At 63.3% G+C, this 17,279-nt stretch carries 11 protein-coding genes; all 11 read right to left on the bottom strand.

Annotation, left to right across the window (positions count from 1 at the left end; genetic code table 11):
- Nucleotides 1–769 precede the first annotated feature (769 nt).
- Nucleotides 770–2,821, bottom strand: a complete 2,052-nt coding sequence (gene glgX / locus ABHM97_RS14775) for a glycogen debranching protein GlgX (RefSeq protein ID WP_349471293.1) — start codon at nt 2,819–2,821, stop codon at nt 770–772.
- Nucleotides 2,822–3,922: 1,101 nt separating this feature from the next.
- Nucleotides 3,923–5,197 carry a metal-dependent hydrolase family protein gene (locus ABHM97_RS14770; RefSeq protein WP_235522120.1) on the bottom strand — a complete coding sequence of 425 codons (1,275 nt, stop codon included), beginning with the start codon at nt 5,195–5,197 and terminating at the stop codon, nt 3,923–3,925.
- Nucleotides 5,198–5,231: 34 nt separating this feature from the next.
- Nucleotides 5,232–5,687, bottom strand: coding sequence for a GAF domain-containing protein (locus ABHM97_RS14765; protein WP_235522121.1), 456 nt, complete (start codon nt 5,685–5,687; stop codon nt 5,232–5,234).
- Nucleotides 5,671–7,218: a helix-turn-helix domain-containing protein gene (locus ABHM97_RS14760; RefSeq protein WP_349471292.1), complete on the bottom strand. Its 1,548-nt coding sequence runs from the start codon at nt 7,216–7,218 to the stop codon at nt 5,671–5,673. The genes ABHM97_RS14765 and ABHM97_RS14760 overlap by 17 nt, the downstream gene beginning before the upstream one ends.
- Nucleotides 7,211–8,293 (bottom strand): DUF917 domain-containing protein, encoded by a 1,083-nt coding sequence (locus ABHM97_RS14755; RefSeq protein ID WP_235522123.1) that lies wholly within the window; start codon nt 8,291–8,293, stop codon nt 7,211–7,213. The genes ABHM97_RS14760 and ABHM97_RS14755 overlap by 8 nt, the downstream gene beginning before the upstream one ends.
- On the bottom strand, nt 8,290–9,609 hold the full coding sequence (locus tag ABHM97_RS14750; protein ID WP_235522124.1) for a hydantoinase/oxoprolinase family protein: 1,320 nt from the start codon (nt 9,607–9,609) through the stop codon (nt 8,290–8,292). Before ABHM97_RS14750 ends, ABHM97_RS14755 begins: the two co-directional genes overlap by 4 nt.
- Before the next feature lie 83 nt (nt 9,610–9,692).
- Nucleotides 9,693–10,676: an ABC transporter permease gene (locus ABHM97_RS14745; RefSeq protein WP_235522125.1), complete on the bottom strand. Its 984-nt coding sequence runs from the start codon at nt 10,674–10,676 to the stop codon at nt 9,693–9,695.
- Nucleotides 10,677–10,685: 9 nt separating this feature from the next.
- Nucleotides 10,686–12,212: a sugar ABC transporter ATP-binding protein gene (locus ABHM97_RS14740; protein WP_235522126.1), complete on the bottom strand. Its 1,527-nt coding sequence runs from the start codon at nt 12,210–12,212 to the stop codon at nt 10,686–10,688.
- A gap of 92 nt (nt 12,213–12,304) precedes the next feature.
- Nucleotides 12,305–13,327, bottom strand: a complete 1,023-nt coding sequence (locus tag ABHM97_RS14735; protein WP_235522127.1) for a sugar ABC transporter substrate-binding protein — start codon at nt 13,325–13,327, stop codon at nt 12,305–12,307.
- 23 nt (nt 13,328–13,350) lie between these two features.
- Entirely contained in the window at nt 13,351–15,024 is a 1,674-nt protein-coding gene (locus tag ABHM97_RS14730) for a hydantoinase B/oxoprolinase family protein (RefSeq protein ID WP_349471291.1), read from the bottom strand.
- 10 nt (nt 15,025–15,034) lie between these two features.
- The gene (locus ABHM97_RS14725; protein ID WP_235522129.1) at nt 15,035–17,086 is read right to left on the bottom strand and encodes a hydantoinase/oxoprolinase family protein; all 2,052 of its coding nucleotides are present in this window, start codon (nt 17,084–17,086) and stop codon (nt 15,035–15,037) included.
- Between the last annotated feature and the right edge of the window lie 193 nt (nt 17,087–17,279).

The following is a 17,279-nucleotide window of genomic DNA, read 5'->3' as shown; positions in this document are numbered from 1 at the left end:
GTGTCCTCTCGTGTGGTGTTCATTCGGCACTTGTTGGCCGCTCACTACTTCATGGAGTGCGGTTGTGGTGTCGACATGACTTGACCGAAGATCACGCTGGATATTCTTTCGAATCCGAACTCGCCTGTGGCCGTTGCGTCTGGTCGGTTCTGGTCCTGCCAAAGGAGGTGTGGACAGTGTCCACACTTAAAGCAGACAACAATTAACCCCCTCCTGGCTTGGCTTTCGGAGTAACCACCTCTTCGTTGGGTCTCTCACTTCCTGGCAACATGCCCTCCTGCTCACAGCCACATAGCCATGCGAAAGTCCAGACCCTGCAGGACCAGGCCTCTACTCTGACCGGAGAGTTAAGGGAGTTGATTACGCCCAAACTTCCGGGTTTTGGATGCAGGAGGGCAGGGTTCGGGCCGCTAAAAGAAGAACCCGTCCCTTTCCTACAAATTTTCTGCACCTGCGTTTGAGCATCATGTTGTGTGGCTTCCAATCAAGGGGTGCTGTCAGTCTTGACGGGAAAGAGTTCGTTCCTCCAGACGGTAACGGGACAATCGGATCTCTCGCGGGCGCGGCATCGACAAGCCCAGCGCCGATAAACCCACTTCCGTAAGAGGGCAGATCTTAGGAATACAGACGCGCCAACAGCTCCGCACCAGCCGTTTTGCCCTGGATAAAACTGACCGTAAGCCAGTGAAGACAGTTCTTAGCAGCGCTTCTTGACCATCCGTCGGCCCCTCGGCAGCCCGGCTCGTGCGTTGCCGGGCTGCAGAGGATCTCAAGCTCGCGAACGCAGAACGGTTACCGAACGGTCCCGCACAATAAGGGTGCTCACTGGTGCTTCCACCTGCTGGTCGGGGTCAGAGGAAAGGGCCAGCTCCCATTCCTGCCGGGGCGCCTCCGGAACGGTGAACTCCACACCGTTTTCGGCGGCGTTGAAGAGCACGGCGAAAGCATCTGAGCCCTCGTGTTCCAGGACAAACGCGATGGCCCGGTGGTCTTCGTTCCAGTCTCCTTCGCCGAAGTTCTGCGCGTCGGCCCGGAGGACCTGGACCGAGTTGGCGCTTCCGGTCTCCGGAGCCTGGCGGAACCAGTCGGGGCGCAGCGCCGGATTATTCCGGCGCAGGGTGATCAGGTCCTTTGTGAAGTCCAGCAGGCCGCCGTCCACCTTGTTCCAGTCGAACCAGGAAATTTCGTCGTCCTGGCAGTAGGCGTTGTTGTTTCCGTCCTGGGTGCGGCCCATTTCATCGCCGCCGAGGATCATGGGTACGCCGGTGGACAGGAGCAGCGTTGCCATAAAGTTCCGACGCTGCCGCTCGCGGAGCTCGTTTACCCCGGGATCGTCCGTGGGACCCTCGATGCCGTGGTTGGCGGAGCGGTTGTCACTTTCACCGTCGTTGTTGTCCTCGCCGTTGGCCTCGTTGTGCTTTTCGTCGTAGGCTGTGAGGTCGGCCAGGGTGAAGCCGTCGTGGGCGGTGATGAAGTTGACGCTGGAGACGGGGGCGCGGCGGCTGGCCTCGTAGACGTCGGGGCTGCCGAGGAATCGCTGTGCGAAGTCGCCCAGTACGTTGCCGCCGTCGTGCCAGAAATCCCGGGCGTCGTCACGGAACTTGCCGTTCCATTCAGACCAGTCGGCGGGGAACCCGCCCACCTGGTACCCGGCTGTGTCCCAGGGCTCGGCGATCATTTTCACCGGGGCCAGGACGGGATCCTGCTGGATCAGGGTGAGGAAGGCGCTGTGCAGCTCCGCACTACCATCCTGCCTGGTCAACGTTGTGGCGAGGTCGAAGCGGAAGCCGTCAATGTGCATCTCTGTGACCCAGTAGCGCAGCGAGTCCATGATGAGGCCCAGCGCTGCGGGGTGCCCGACATTGAGACTGTTGCCGGTGCCCGTGGTGTCGAAGTATGCCGATTCCTCGCCTTCCACCAGGCGGTAGTAGGCGCCATTGTCGATGCCCTTGAAGGACAGCATGGGGCCCATGTGGTTACCCTCCGCGGTGTGGTTGTAGACGACGTCGAGGATCACCTCGAGCCCGGCCGCGTGAAGTGCCTTTACCATGGCTTTGAATTCGGCGACCTGGCCGCCGCCGTCGCCCGCGGAGCTGTAGTCGCCGTGGGGAGCAAAGAAACCAATGCTGTTATAACCCCAGTAGTTGCGCAGGCCCTTCTCCTCCAAATGGCTGTCCTGGACGAACTGGTGCACGGGAAGAAGTTCGACGGCGGTCACGCCCAAGTCCGTGAGGTGCTTGATGGCGGCAGGGTGGGCCAGCCCAGCGTACGTGCCCCGGATGTCCGCCGGTACGTCCGGGTGCTGCTGGGTGAAACCCTTGACGTGAACTTCGTAGACCACCGTCTCCGCAAGCGGGGTCCGCGGAGCGACGTCGGCGGTACCTTCGTCCCAGTCGAAGGAGTTGTCGGTAACCACACAGCGCGGAACCGAGGGGGCCGAGTCCGTTTCGTCCAGCTCCGAGGGCGCATTCATGTCATGGGCGAAGACTGCCTGGCCCCACTCGTAGCCACCCTCAATGGCGGTGGCGTGGGGGTCCAGGAGCAGTTTGTGGACGTTGTGCCGCAACCCCGCGTCCGGGTTCCATTCGCCGTCGACCCGTATGCCGTATCGGGCTCCGACTGTGACACCCGCAACCACGCCGTGGAACACATAACCCGTCCGGTCTGAAAGTCTGGTCCGCGTCTCGTTGCCGTCACCGTCGAACGCACAGAAGTCCACGGCGTCCGCTGTCTGGGAATAGATGGCGATGTTTGCGCCGCCCTCGCGCAGCGTGACACCCAGCGGATAGGGAAGGGAACGCGTGGCAGTAGCCAAACTCATGCGATGCTCGTTTCTCTGCGATGTGATTTCCAAATAATACTAAGTATGCTTACTAATAGCGAAATCGCGACTACATGGCTCGACCAAGCCGATATGTACGAACACAATCGCTATGCCATGACAAGCGCCTCATGTTGCAGCGGGGAATGCGCTGCCTGTGAGCTCTGGAGGCATGGGCGGGTCCAGGAGGCGCTTGCCGATCATGCCTTCCAGCTGGTATCGCTCCGGCGTGAGCGGCCCTTGTCCACTTCCTTGTGGTGAGTTATTGTCCGCAGCTACGCAGTCGGGCTACCCGGCTCGGGACCGTAGGTAGCAGCGTCCCACCAAGACGCGGTAGAGACTCCCTCATTCAGCACCCCATTGACGCCGCGATCCAGGACGCATGATCCCGAACACCCGGCGTGAGGTACGCCCGTAGAACTCCGAAAGCCTAGCGATTTTCCCTGACCAGTTTCCCCAGTAACCCCATGAGACACCTCTCGGGCCTTCGGGGTCAGGGGGCCGAAATTCGGTGCCATCGAAATCGGCGGTCGAATGCCCACCTCCGTGTCACCAGCCGGATTCACGGGATCCAGGAAAGTTCCGCCGTGCATCGCACGTCCATCCTGCGGCGCCGTGGTGCCGTCCAGGGTGGATGGGGTTATATCCGTGCGGCTCGTCAATAATCCGGCGCGGCCGTCCGGGACGTGAGCGTCCGCGTGGAGATGAGGCGCCCAAACTTCGGCGGAAGTAATCAAAGCACTCAGCACTCCGTAGGAACGAATATCAGGAACATGCATAAGCATACATATAACTAGCCAATCTAGCTAGTCTATCTAGTGACTTTGCTTTCCGATTGTCGATGCCGTGGGCAGTTTTGATGCCGCGCGGGCGAAGGTGGGCAGGGGTGTTGCGCGGTGAGTGCGCAAGCAAACAAGATCCCGGCGACATACATACCGACGTTGATTCCTGCGATTTGCGTGTGCTGGGCTCGTGCTCCCCGGACGTCGTCTACCTCCAGTTCACGGCACTAAGACTGGTAACGGATCCCCGTATGCACGACGAAGACGACGGCGGGCCTTCGCGCCGCCATCTTCGTCGTCCTGCTGCCCGGACAAGCCTTTAGGCGGAGGCGCCGCTGGTGACCTCGTCTGTGATGACGGAAGTTACAGGAAGGCCGCCGGAGAGGACGATGTGGCCGGCTTTAATGACGGTGCGGTTCCGGCGCTCGTCCCAGAGCACTGAGGGCTCGTCGAAGGGATTTCCGTCCAGTATCACGAAGTCCGCGCATGCCCCCTTCGCAATACGGCCCAGGTCATCGCGCCGGAGCAGTGCCGCGTTCGTTGAAGTCGCAGAACGGAGTGTGTCGTAGACTCCCAGCACTTCGCACTGCAGGCGAAGCCCGGCCAGCTGTTCATCCTCGAGCTCACCCATGAGGTCGCTGCCGAAGCCAATCCGGACTCCGGCGTCGCGCGCCAGTGTGACGGCGTTCTTGCCGGCGGCCAGGACTTCCTGGTTCTTGGCGACTCCTACCTCGGTAAGTCCGATTTCCGCTCCTCGGCGGCCCATAGCGTCGTATGTCACCAAGGTGGGTATGAGATAGACGTCATTCTCCGCCATGAGACGGGCGGTTTGAGCATCCAGCAGGTTGCCGTGTTCGATGCAGCGGACTCCATTGAGGACTGAGTGCGTAATAGCCTCTGGCGAGTAGGCGTGCGCGGTGGCGTAGCTGCCGCGCCGCGATGCCTCTTCGGTGACAACGCGGATTTCCGCCGCGCTGTACTGGGGCACACGGATCGGATCGACAGGAGAGATCACTCCTCCGGAGGTCATGATCTTGATGGCCGTTGCGCCGGTCCGAAACCGGTGGCGCACCGCCAGCAGCAGGTCCTCGACGCCGTCCACCACCTCACACATATGGCCGCCATGGAAGCAGCTTGCATCGTTCGCGGCGCGAATGTCACCGTGACCGCCGGTTTGGCTCAGCGCCGGACCGGTAAAGAAGTACCGGGGACCGGGGTACAGTCCCTCCTCGATGGCAGTTGCCAGGCCGACGTCTCCCCCAGCCACATCCCGGACTGAGGTGAAGCCCCGGCCGAGCGCGGCCTCAAGCCTGCGGGCACCGGCCAGCGCGGAATAGCTCAACGGCCCGGTTTCGTTGATCGCCGACGTCAGACTGAGCGCATACGCATGGAAGTGGGCATCGATGAGGCCGGGAATTACCACCCGGCCGCCCGCGTCAAGTATGTTTCCGGCGCCAGTGTCTTCGTCGGTGCTGCCTACGGCGGTGACCCTGCCATCCCGGATGACGATGGAGCCCTCAATGAGGGCGGGTGATTCGCCGTCGAAAATCCTGGCGTTCCGAATGGTCAGGCTTCCCTGGGAGTTGGGGATCACGTGCAGTATTTCCTTCCAATAGGGGGGGCGCACGCTAGCTCGTGGCAGCAAGTGCGTCTTCGAGGAGCCGGACAGAGCGCCTCGCAACCTCGACGGCGGCGTCCACCGAGGACTGGTCATAACTGCCTTCGGGTGCCAGGAAGTTCATCGAGCCGATCGTACGACCGTCGCTGAGCACCGGGACATTGACAATCGCGCCGCATCCCAGTGATTCGATGGTTCCGGAGTCGAAGAAGAAAGCCCTGACCGCTTCCCTGTCGGCACCCAGGAACGGCCGCTGTCCGATGAGGACCTGCTCCAGCCAGACAGGATTAGTGTCTCCCGCGAGGGTCTTCTTGCCGCCAACCGGGTAGACCTCGGGGTGGGTGGTGTAAACGCGCGCCATGCTGTCACCATCGTCGGCAATGACGGAGGCGGTGAAGAGACGGACGCCTACAGTGTCGCGGGCGGAGGCGTAGACGTCGTCGAAGGATTCAAACTGGGAACTCATGGGAGTCCTTTCTGGTTTCGTAGGGATCTTTAGAAACTTGTTTTCCGGGCGCCGCCGCACGGAGCACGTCCAGGAGCAGATGGACTGACAGCAACTGGGACGGATCGTCCAGCGGGACGCCCAATTCCCTGGCCCGGCCAAGCCGGGCCTGGAGGGTGTTGCGGTGCACATCGAGGGCCGCCGCTGCAAGGCTGACCGAGCCGCGGTGGTCAAGGAAGGCTGCCACCGCAGCGACGATCGCTTCCCGGTCAGGGCTAGCCATCAGCCGTGGCAGGCTCAGCTCGGCGACCAGCGCCACGGCATCCCTGTCGATGAAGGTGGTTGCCGCCGTCACGCCCAGGCCGGTGAAGCCCAAAACCGTGCCCTGCCCCGCCGGTCGGGCGGAGACGGCAGCCAGCCGCGCTTCCTGGATGATGGACGGGAGCGGCGGGGCCTCCTCCGCCCAGCGGGACAGGCCGGCCACCAAGCCCAGCTCGGCCAGGGAGGGCTGCAGCCGTGTCTTGAGCCGGAGTTCAAGCTGCGCCGCAATTGCTTGGTGGGCGGCCGGAACAAGTGCCAGCCAGCCGTCTTCGACCTCCGCCAGCGGACTGCGGGGTGAGACCTTCCGCCAGAGCAGCCTCAGCACCGCCGTCAGGTCGTTTACGGGTGTGCGCAGGCCGCTATGGCAGATCCACACTGCCGCGTAGCGTTCGTCCCGGCGCCACCCAAGCTGTGTGAGGAGGTGCCGGTGGTCTTCCTCGAAGTCCTTGCCGGACGAACCTAGGCCCTGGCTTAACCGGGCCAGGGCCGCAGTGGGAACAGCCCGGACTGTGTCCCGGGAATTGCCCAGTAACCAAGCGGCCTTCACCGAGGGTGCAGCCACTTCCAGGATCGATCGGACCAGCGGTAGGTTGAGGACACTGGAGGCGGGTAGGCGCACAGTGAGGGCAGAGGGGACGGTGGCGTCTGCGGCGCCCACGTCAACCGTAATGACCTTTGCGGGGTCCCGTGGGGCCGTGCCGGTTGAGGCGAGGACGACGCCGTCGTGTTCCAGCGAGACGCTAACCCCGTCCAGTTCCCGCGAGATAGTCCTAAGGACGTCGGGAAGGGCGCTGTCCTTGGCCACGGCCCGGGCGAACCGGGCGAGCTCGGCATCCATCACTGACAGGGCGGCGCCAATCTCGGCGGCCAAAGCCAGCGCGACTCCGGCGGGGTTCCCTTCCGCCGCCAGGAGCGTGATGCCAAGCCGTTCGGCCAGGCCGATCACCGCGCTGGAATAGGTGCTTCCGGCCACGACGACGGCGCTGGCCCGCCGTTCCCAGGCATGCCTGAGCGCGGCGGAGACGAGCCATCCACCGGAGCCCATTTCCGCCGAGAGGACCACAACTGTGTTCGGCCGCACCCGCTGGATTGCCTCGAGATGGGAGACCAAGACAACGCTCTCGACCAGGGCGCTGGAGGGGGTGAGGTACAGCGGGGTGGTGCCGCGCAGCGACCCGTGAGCCAGCAGGCCGGCAACGTCGAGCCGCGTGTCCTTCATGGTCCTACCCATGGTGCCGCCTTGGATGGTGGAGGGGAATGCCGAACGCGGCCGGTTCGGCCAGGTCCAGCCCGGCCTCCGAATACCATTGCGGCGCGGCACTGAGCTTAAGCACATCAACGACGCTGCCCACCCGAAGGTCGTCCAGGTTGGCCACGGAGCCATGCTCGGAATTGAGCAGCGTCACCATGTCCGGAACGGCCGCCGCGACGGCACCGTCCACGAGCACCAGCAGAATCTCATTCTGGATCTCCATCCGGATGATTTGTCCGGTGGTTTCCTCCTCCAGGGTCACACTGGAGGGCTGCGCCGGCAGTCCGAGGTCAGTCGGGCGGGAGAGGCCTTCAATGTGGGTCACCCGCCCCCTGGCGATGCGCGTCACGCCCAGCAACTCGGACAAGGACAGGAATTTGCTCTCCGCCGAGGTTTCGGCTTCGAGAATCTCGCCGATGTGGATCATCCGGCTGATGGAGCCGTGGACTCCGTGCTCTGCCAGCTGCCGTGCAGAACATGGATACATCACAGTGGCGGCCCAGCCGCCGAGCTCAGTGACGAGTGCGCGGACCAGCGTCTCGGCGCGCTGCGGATCACCCGCCTCTACTACGGCCCGCTCACCGGTTGCTCCCATCAGCGCGATGGGGGCGATCGCCACCCCGCCGATGGTCAAAGTGGTCTGGCTGATCAGAGGAAAGACCCGCCCCATGGGATCGGAGTCGACAACAGGAAGAGACGACTGCAGCCCCACCATGAGGGGAATGATTCCGTTGATATTGGCGGCGGCGAGCGAGTAAATGGCCCGCACCCTGCGCCCGAGCCTGGTTTCGATGGCCTCAATGCAGCCGGTGAATTCATCTCCCACGGGTGGCATGTCGGAGATGAACAGGCCTTGGGTCACCATGCCAACGGACACCACTAGGTCATCCGGAGCCAGTTCATCTACGGTGATGAGCTCGACGGACCGGGTCTGCATGGCCTCCTGGATCATGCCGGCGTAGACGTGTATGGCGGTGGGATCGATGGCGCAGGCCAGGAAGTGGGCGCCGGTTCGAAGGTGCCCTACGTCGTCCGGGGTGAGGACGGTGCTCATGCCGTGGCCTCCATGGCATGCGCATTAAGCGCCTGTTCCTCCGAGCCGGACGCACCGCCCGCGGCCTGGACCCGGATACGGATAATTCCGGGATTGCCGTAGGGCATGGCGTAGACGTTTGATTCGATGATGCGGGTATCTGTGGGGCCGGCGCCCAGCTGGACTGCAGCCGAGCTTGCTTCTTCCTCGGCCCGGTGCTGCACGCGGTGGAGGTCTGCTTGTCCGCTGACCCTTTCGAGCCTGTCGATCCACGCCGTCAGCGGAGTCGCGGCACAGCCCACGAGGGTCAGGTCCCGGGCAAGTGGAAGTGGTGGCACCAGGCCGTACTCAGGCGGGGTGTCCTGACTGGTGCGGATATCGGCGACCACCGTTTTGATACCCGGCCGGAATGGATGGTTCGCCGTGTATGGTTCCACGATGGCGGCGTTGGTGGCGAGGCTCGCTTCATACCCCTGCCGGATGAGGCTGCGCGCAACAGGAAGGCCGCCGCGCATGTTTCCCACGCTCACGCCCTCGTCGGTACAGATAACCACTTCGCCGTCACTCAGGCCGCCCAACGTGGCCGCGCCGAGGATCGCCATGGCCGCTTCAGGACGAAGCGCGTGCACGGGGGCCGTCGCCAGCCGCGCCAGGGGCGCCCGGCCGCCGTCGTTCCTTGCATAGGACAGTGCGGCGGCGGGGAAGTGGCGCTTCCCCGCCTCGTCCAGCATTGCCGCCAGTTCCTCGCCGGATTGCATCAGGGCGCTGTTGAGGACGGCGGTGTAGTCACGGTCGCGGAACGCGCCCGAGTAGAAATCGCTGGAGATGCTGATCCGCATGTCGCTGTTGTTGGACAGGATGGCATCCGCGATGCGGGTTTCGTGCTCGGCGGAGGCGGTGGAGCCGACGGCGGTGATGGCTATGTTCCGCAGGCCGCCGGACAGGATGGAAGGCAGTTCCAGCAGGAAGGCGTCCAAGCCCAGAGTCGCCAGCGGTCGTCCCCGCAGGTCGTGCCCGCCCTGGACATGCACGGTTTTAGTGACGGCTGGCTCGATGTGCGCAGGCAACCTGGTGTTGTGGAACTGGTCGGCCGGAGGACGGGGAGAGATGCGGACAGCGACGACGTTCCCGGGCCTGGCCGAGGCGAGGACGCGTCCGACGTCGGCCGTTACGTCGGTGATCTGGCTTCCGAACTGCAGTCGCAACGAGGACAGAACGCTGTCCAGCGCTTCCGCCAGGCTGCTGGCCCGCCGTTGTTCGGCTACCGAGACGACGGAGCGTCCCTCCACAACGAGCGCCCGGCAGCTGGTGCCCTTGAGCATCAGTCCTAACCGCATTGGCGGGCCTCCTGATCAGTGTTCTGTCGGGCCCTGGCCCCGCGATCCATCCGTGTCATATCTCTAGGGTCCACCCTGGCCGGTCATCTGGTGGATTTGCGGAAGAATAATCCGTCGGCCGCGACGGCCACGAGGATGAGGACGCCGGTCACCACCTGCTGGTAGGTGGTGTCCCAGTGCAGCAAGTTGAAGCCGTTGCTGATCACGGTGAGGATCATGACTCCCACGAAGGCCCTCCACATGGCACCTTGTCCGCCCAGGATGCTGGTGCCGCCGATGACCACGGCGGCGATGGCGGTGAGTTCGATGCCGATGGCCATGGCTGGCTGGGCTGACCCGGCACGTGAGGCCAAAATCATTCCAGCCATGGCGGAGCACAGTCCGCTGATGGCGAAGACGGCGACGTGGATGGAACCGGTCCGGATGCCGCTGAGACGGGCGGCTTCCTGATTGCCGCCTACCGCGTAGATCCTGCGCCCGAAAGTGGTGCGCCACAGAACAATTCCCAGCACAACGGTCATCGCCAGCATCAGGACCGAACCGGCGGTGAGGCCGAGGAGGCTTGGCCAGGTCCAGGTTTGGAAGGATGCGAGTTGGTCAGGAAGCGGCGCGACGATGGAACCGCCGGTGATCACAATGGCCAGCCCCCTGTAAATGATGCTCACCGCCAGTGTCCCGATGAACGAGTTGACCTTCGTGCTGACCACGATCAGCCCGGTAATCGAACCGAGCAGGGCACCCACAAGCAACGCCCCGAAGAAACCGGCCGCAACGCCGAAATGTTGGGTGATCATCACGCCCGAAATGGCGGAGACCGCGAGGGTGGCGGTCGAGGAGAGGTCGAAGACTCCGCTGATGATGCACAGGGTGGCTGCCGCGGCGAGCAGCCCCACCACGGCGGCCTGGTCGAACAAGTTGATGAAGTTGCGGCCGGTGAGGAATGTTCCGGTGTTCAGGGTCAGGAACAGCATGATGGCTGCCAGGCCAAAAACGATCCCGAAGTCTTTGAAGTTCAGATTGAATTTTTTCCCTGCCGACGAGGGCACGGCAACTGACGTAGTGGTCATGTGGTTCACCTATTTCAGAAAAGCGGAAGTCATGACTTCGTCACGGGTGGCGTTTCGGTCGAACTCGGCAACGATGCGCCCGTGCCTCATGACATGGATACGGTGGGACAGACCGAGCACTTCCTCAAGCTCGGAGCTGACCACGATGACTGCTGTGCCCCTCGCAGCCAGTTCAACGATGATGCTGTGGATCCGGGCCTTGGCGGCGATGTCCACGCCCCGAGTGGGTTCATCTACCAGGAGAACCGCCGGAGGATTCAACAGCCATTTGCCGAAAAGTGCTTTCTGCTGGTTTCCTCCGGAAAGGTTGGCTATCGGCTGTCCCGGGCGGGCTCCGCGCAGGTCGACTGACTTGCTGACGTCCTTGACCTCCGTCCATTCCCGGCGGGTCCTGACGAAGCCGGCCCATGAGCGTGCGGGCAGAGTCGAGAGGGCAATGTTCTCGCCGACTGGTCGGGACATGACCAAACCCTGTTCTTTCCGCGACTCGGGAATGAGGGCGATACCGGCCTTGATGGAGTCCCTGATGGAGCTGGGGCGGATGCGGCGGCCGTTGATTTCCACGTGGCCGCCGGTGGTTCGGTCGGCACCGAAAACGGCGAGCAGGGTTTCGCTGCGGCCGCTGCCCACCAGCCCGGCGATGCCTAGGATCTCCCCGCGGCGGACCTCCAAAGATATGTCCTTGACCTTGGCACTGGTCAATCCGGCCACCCGGATAACCGTCCCGGCTTCGGACGGTACCTGCGGAACGTCCGGGATGAGGAAATCGACTTCCCGGCCCACCATGAGCCGTACCAGCGACTCTGGAGTGTGGCCCCCGGCGTCTTCGGTAACGATGTGCTGTCCGTCGCGCAGAATGGTCACCCGGTTCACCAGTCCCAGGACTTCCTCCAGGTAGTGGGAGACAATCAGGACGGTGGTTCCGGTGCGGGCCAGCCGTTTGACGACCTGCAGGAGTTTTTCCTTCTCCGCCTCGTTAAGGACGGCGGTGGGTTCGTCCATGCACAGCACCTTTGCCCCGCGGGCAAGGGCTTTCAGGATTTCCACCTGTTGCTGTTGTCCGATGGGAAGGGTCCCCACCGTTGCCCTTGGGTCCAGCTCAAAACCGGTCTCTTCCAACAGCCGGGCGAAATGGTCGCAGTCCCGGTTGGGGGAGAGGAGGCTGCCCCTGTTCGACCAGTGGCCCAGAAAGACATTTTCCAGCACCGACAGGTTAGGGATCAGTGCCAATTCCTGGGAGATGAGAGAAATCCCGTGGGATATGGCGTCCCGGGGGGTTGCGATCCTGACCGGCTGTCCGTCCAGCTCCATGGTTCCGGAGTCCGCCGTGATGGCTCCGCCCAGGATTTTGAGCAGCGTGCTCTTTCCGGCGCCGTTTTCCCCCATGATGCCGTGGATTTCCCCGGGGGTCACCGACAACGTGACGTCCCTCAGCACCTGCGTTGCCCCGTAACTCTTGCCGATCCCGGAGACGGTGATTTCGGGGGCGGTTCTCCGGCTGGCGTGCTCGTGTTTTTCCAACTGTTGTATAGCCATGTTGACCTCTGGAAGTGGAAGGGAACTTAGGGCCAGGGTCCCGGGGCCGAAGCGGTGGGCCCCGGCCCCGGGGTGTTAGAAGCGGGGCTGTGCTAGTCCGAGTACTTTGAGACGTAGTTCAGGGAATCCAGTGCTTCTTTGGTGCCCTTGCCGTTGTTGGGGGAGAGACTGGCTTCGTCGATAGCGGTTTCCACCTGCTTTCCCCGGGCTTTGGCCAGCCCCAGTTCGGTGGCCTTGGCGCCGTTGGCCACGACGTCGCTCACATAGATGGAGAACCATTTGCCGGACCGGACCGCTTCCACGTTGGATACAGACGCGCCGTTGCCGATGAACTTGATGGCACTGTTCCCGGCGGCCGCGGCGGCTCCCGTGATGGCCTGGGATGCGCCGATCACCACGTTGACTTCAGGGTTCGCCTGGGAGACGTTCTGGAACGCCTGCCGGCCGCTGTCCTGCGTGTAGCCGCCTTCCACGCTGGCCACGAGTTTGATCTTCGGATCGGTGGCCAGTTCCGCTTTCACGGCCTCGGTCCGGGCATTGTCCAAAGGTAGGGACTTGAAGCCTTCAAGGTAGGCCACCTTGCAGGTGTCGCCCGGCACCTGGGCGCACGCTTCCTTGCCCATCTCGCCGAGCATCTTGCCGTTGCGGGTGGGCAGGTCCACGATGCTGATGGCGCCGGGGATCTGCGGCTGGGTAGTATCGAACTTCGGCCCGATGACGGAGAACTCGACGACTACAGTGATGCCTGCCTGCACTGCCTGGGTCAGCGGGGCGATGAGGGCCTGGTTGTCATTGGCCTGGACGACGATCACCTCGAACTGCTTGGACGTGACGGCATCCTGAATTTGCTGGACCTGGGTCTGAGCGCTGAAGTTGGAGTCCACGAAGGTGGCGCTGGCGTTGTTGGCCTTGGCCGCCTGCTCCACTCCAAGGTACGTGCCCTGTGCAAAGCCGTTGGATTTGGCAAAACCAAAGAATCCGACGTTGAGCTTCTGGTCCGCACTTGCAGCGGATGCCTCTGTGGTGCTGCTTTGGGCGGGCGGGGCGCATGCGGAGGTCAGCAGGGCGAGGCTCATGAGGGCCATCGCGGCGGCCGGGCGCTTTTTGAATTTCACGGTCAGTCCTTTCGATGAAGCGTTTAGTAGCCGTAGTGGGTCTTGGCGAAGTCCTCGGTGATGAATCCATTGACGATGTCGTACTCAATGTCTTCGCGGGAGCGCTGGGCGACATCGCCGAATCCACCGCCGCCCCCTACGGCCAGGCGAACCACGTCGCCGGCCTTGATTTTCCGTGCGTTGGCTTTCAGTGTCCGGACCTCATCCTGGCGGCCGGGGTTGATCACTACTTCCGGGCCCTTGGCGTCGGAGCCGCCGAAGAGGCCCCATGCCGGTGTCTTGGACCTTTCGAACCAGAGACCCACCACGCAGTCGGCGAGGAACTCATATTCACGGACCACTCCGTTGCCACCGCGCCACTGCCCGGGGCCGCCTGAGTTCGGCCGGATGGAGTATTCGTTGATCCGCAGCGGGTAGCGGGTTTCCATCATTTCGACAGGCAGGTCCTTCAGCGAACCGTTGACGTTGTTGATCATGGCGGATTCGCCGTCCGTGCCCTTCCATGCGCCCCAGCCGCCCAGGGTGGCTTCCATGCTGACGAAGTTCCGGCCGAAACGGGGATCGAAGCCGGCCGCGGTGATGATCATGGAGTCGCCGTGGCTGGCGCTGGCTACGCGGTCAGGCATCGCCGGTGCCATGGCCTTGGAGACCAGGTCTATCAGCAGCCCCAGATGCGAGAAGTACCACTGGCAGGGTGCCGGTGCGACGGCGCCGAGCACGGAGCCGGAACGGACCTGGGTAGTCAGTGGGCGGAAGGATCCGCCGTTGGAATTGGAGTCCGGGCTGACCAGGAGCTTGTACCCCACGCGCAGGGCGGAAACGGCTTGGGCTGCGCCGCAGTTGACCGGGCCCATGGTCTGGTCGGCCGAGCCGGTGACGTCGAAGTCCACCGTGTCGCCGGCCACGGTGATCTTCAAGCGGATGGGGATGGGGGTGTCCAGATTGATGCCGTCGTTGTCCAGCACGCCTTCGGCTTCGTAGACGCCGTCGGGAATGTTCCGGACGGTTTCGCGCTCGATCTCCTCGGTCTGCCGGAAGATTTCATCACGGGCCGCATCGAGCTGCTCCATCCCATACCTGGACACCAGTTCTTTCATCCGTGTGGTTCCCATCCGGAGTGCGGCGATCATCGCATGCATGTCGCCGATGGTCTGGTAAGGGAAGCGAACGTTAGTGCGGATCAGGTCCACCACGGAGGTTTCGATGCCGGCCTCCATGAGTTTGACCGGCCCCATGCGGAAGCCTTCCTGGAAGATATCGGTGGCATCCATCGAGCCGCCCACGTCCTTGGACCCCATGTCCATCCAGTGCGCCCGGGTTGCGGCGAAACCGACTACAGATCCGTTGTCGAAGATCGGCGCGAAGATGGTGACGTCATTGAGGTGCGTTCCGCCGAGGTAGGAGTCGTTGAGGATCCACACGTCCCCCTCCTGCCAGACTTCGCGGCCGTAGAGCTCTTCGACGGCGATGGAACAGGTTTCGAGGTTGCCGAGGAACAGCGGGAGCCCGGCGGATTGACCGAGGACGCGGTGTTTGGTGTCCAGCAGCGCCACCACGCAGTCCCCGCCTTCGTAGAGGATGGGTGAGTAGGCGGAGCGAATTAGGGTGGCGTTCATGTCGTCCGCGGCGCTGGTGAGAGCGTTGCGGATGATTTCAACGGTTACGGGATCCAGGGTTTTGACTGCAGTGATTGTCATTTGCGGTACCTCAATTTCCTTCGGCGTCTTCGATGCGGATGACCAGGGAGCCGAACTCGTCGACCGTGACGTTGAACCCGGGCGGCACCACGGTGGTGGCAGTTTGTTCCACGATGATCGCGGGGCCTTCAAAAGCGTGGCCGGCGGCCAGATCGTCGCGACGCACCACGGTGGTTTCGTGTTCCGAGTGGTCAAAGACAACCGGGCGCATCTGGTGTTTGAACTCGGGGCTCTGGGCTGCAGGGAAGAGCGGTGCTTGCAGTCGGCCCAGGTCGCCCACAGCTTGCATGCGCAGTGCGACGATTTCGATGGGCGCTCCGGGGTTGGAGTGCCCATAGCGCTCGTGGTACATGGTGGAGAAGCGGGCCGCCAGGTTCGCGACGAAGTCTCTTGACTCGGGCTCGTCGGCGGAGGTCAAAGGAACGTTCAGCGAAAATTCCTGTGATTGGTAGCGCACGTCCACGGAGGGATTGGTCCGGCGGCTTTCCTCCGGAACCCCCTCCGAGACGAGGGACCCTAGTCCCTCCACTTCCATCCGCCGCAGGACCCCGGACATGTCGGCGACGTCGATGTCTTCGTCGAGGTAGAAGTACGGCTCGGAGAAGTCCTTGCGGATGTTGGTCTGCAGCATGCCCCAAGCCGAGAACGCGCCGGGGAAGCGGGGAACCACGGTTTCCGGGATCCCCAGCTCCTTGGCGAGGAAGACTGCATGCATGGGGCCCGCGCCGCCGAAGGCGACCAGGGCGAAGTCGCGAGGTTCGATGCCGCGGGAGATCGTGATGGTCCGGATAGCTTGGGCCATCTGGGAATTGGCGACATCGCAGATGCCTTCGGCCATAGCGATCGGGTCAAGGCTGAGCTGGTCCCCCACGGTTTTGAGGGCCGTGATGGCCGCTTCCCGGTCAAGGGCGACCTGACCGCCTGCGAACCAGTCGGGGTCGACCCGGCCCAGCACGAGGTTGGCGTCGGTGACGGTAGGTTCGGTGCCGCCGCGGCCGTAGCAGGCCGGGCCGGGAGTGGCACCGGCGGATCGTGGGCCCACCCGGAGCCCGCCGGCTTCGAGCCATGCCACCGAGCCGCCGCCGGCTCCCACGGTGTGGATGTTGACGACGCTCATGAGCATCGGCAGGCCTTCGAGGTGGGCCTCGGTGGAAACGTCGGGTTTGCCGTCGACCACCAGGGAGACGTCGAAGGAGGTGCCGCCCATGTCAACGCCGATGAGGTTGCGGTTGCCGGAAACGGCAGCCAGTTCGACGTCACCCATCGCACCGCCAACCGGTCCGGACAGCAGCGTTTGGAGGGGACGCTTGCGGGCTGATTCCGCGGTGAGTACGCCGCCGGAGGATTGCATGATGTGCAGCGGGGCCTCCACGCCGCGGTCGGCGAGCTTTTCTTCCAGGTCCAGGAGGTAGTTGCGGACCACGGGGCCGGTGTAGGCCTCGACGACGGCGGAGGAGGTGCGCTCATATTCGCGCCATTCCTTCGCTGCTTCGTGGGAGAGGGAGACGGTGAAGTCTTCGCCGAGTTCTTCGAGCAGGATTTCGCGGGCGCGAAGTTCGTGGGCCGGGTTCTTGTAGCTGAAGAGAAATGCCACGGCTACAGCGCCGTATCCCTCTTCCAGGGCACGGCGGGCCGCCTGGCGGACGGCAACTTCATCGAGCGGGCGGATTACCAGGCCTTGGGCGTCAAGGCGGCCGCCGACGCCGATGACGTCCTTCCGCTCGACCAAGGGAGCCGGCTTCCGGTACTGGGCGTTATAGAGCTCCAGGCGCGGGCCACGGGCGATGTGGTACGAATCCTCGAGGCCGGCCGTCGCCAGTAGTAGAACGGAAACACCGCGGCGCTCAAGGAAAGCGTTCAGTCCCTGCGTCGTGCCGTGGACCAGGAACTCTACATCGGAAAGGTCGGTAACAATCGATTCGAGGCCGGCGATGACGCCGGCGCTCAAGTTGCCCGGCGTGGTGGATGCTTTCGTCGCCTCATAGGTCCCTGCAGCCTGGTCGTACGCGACGATGTCAGTGAACGTTCCGCCGATATCCATCGACACCCTGTAGTTCGGCATATGTATCTCCTCATGATTCCGGGTTGAACTTGGTGTGTGGAAAATCACGTTAGACATGAGGGGTCTCGGGTCACGGTGCGTCGTGCACAATGCAGGTAGAGGAAAAAGGGCTTGCTGCCCAAGAAGCCGTGCGGAAGGCTGGTTCGGCAGGGGTTTTAGGGGCCCGAGAAATCAGCGTACGGAATTCCCGGGT

It is taken from the genome of Paenarthrobacter sp. CAP02 (assembly GCF_040137855.1).
Lineage (GTDB): Bacteria > Actinomycetota > Actinomycetes > Actinomycetales > Micrococcaceae > Arthrobacter.
This window is presented reverse-complemented; position numbering and strand designations above follow the sequence as displayed.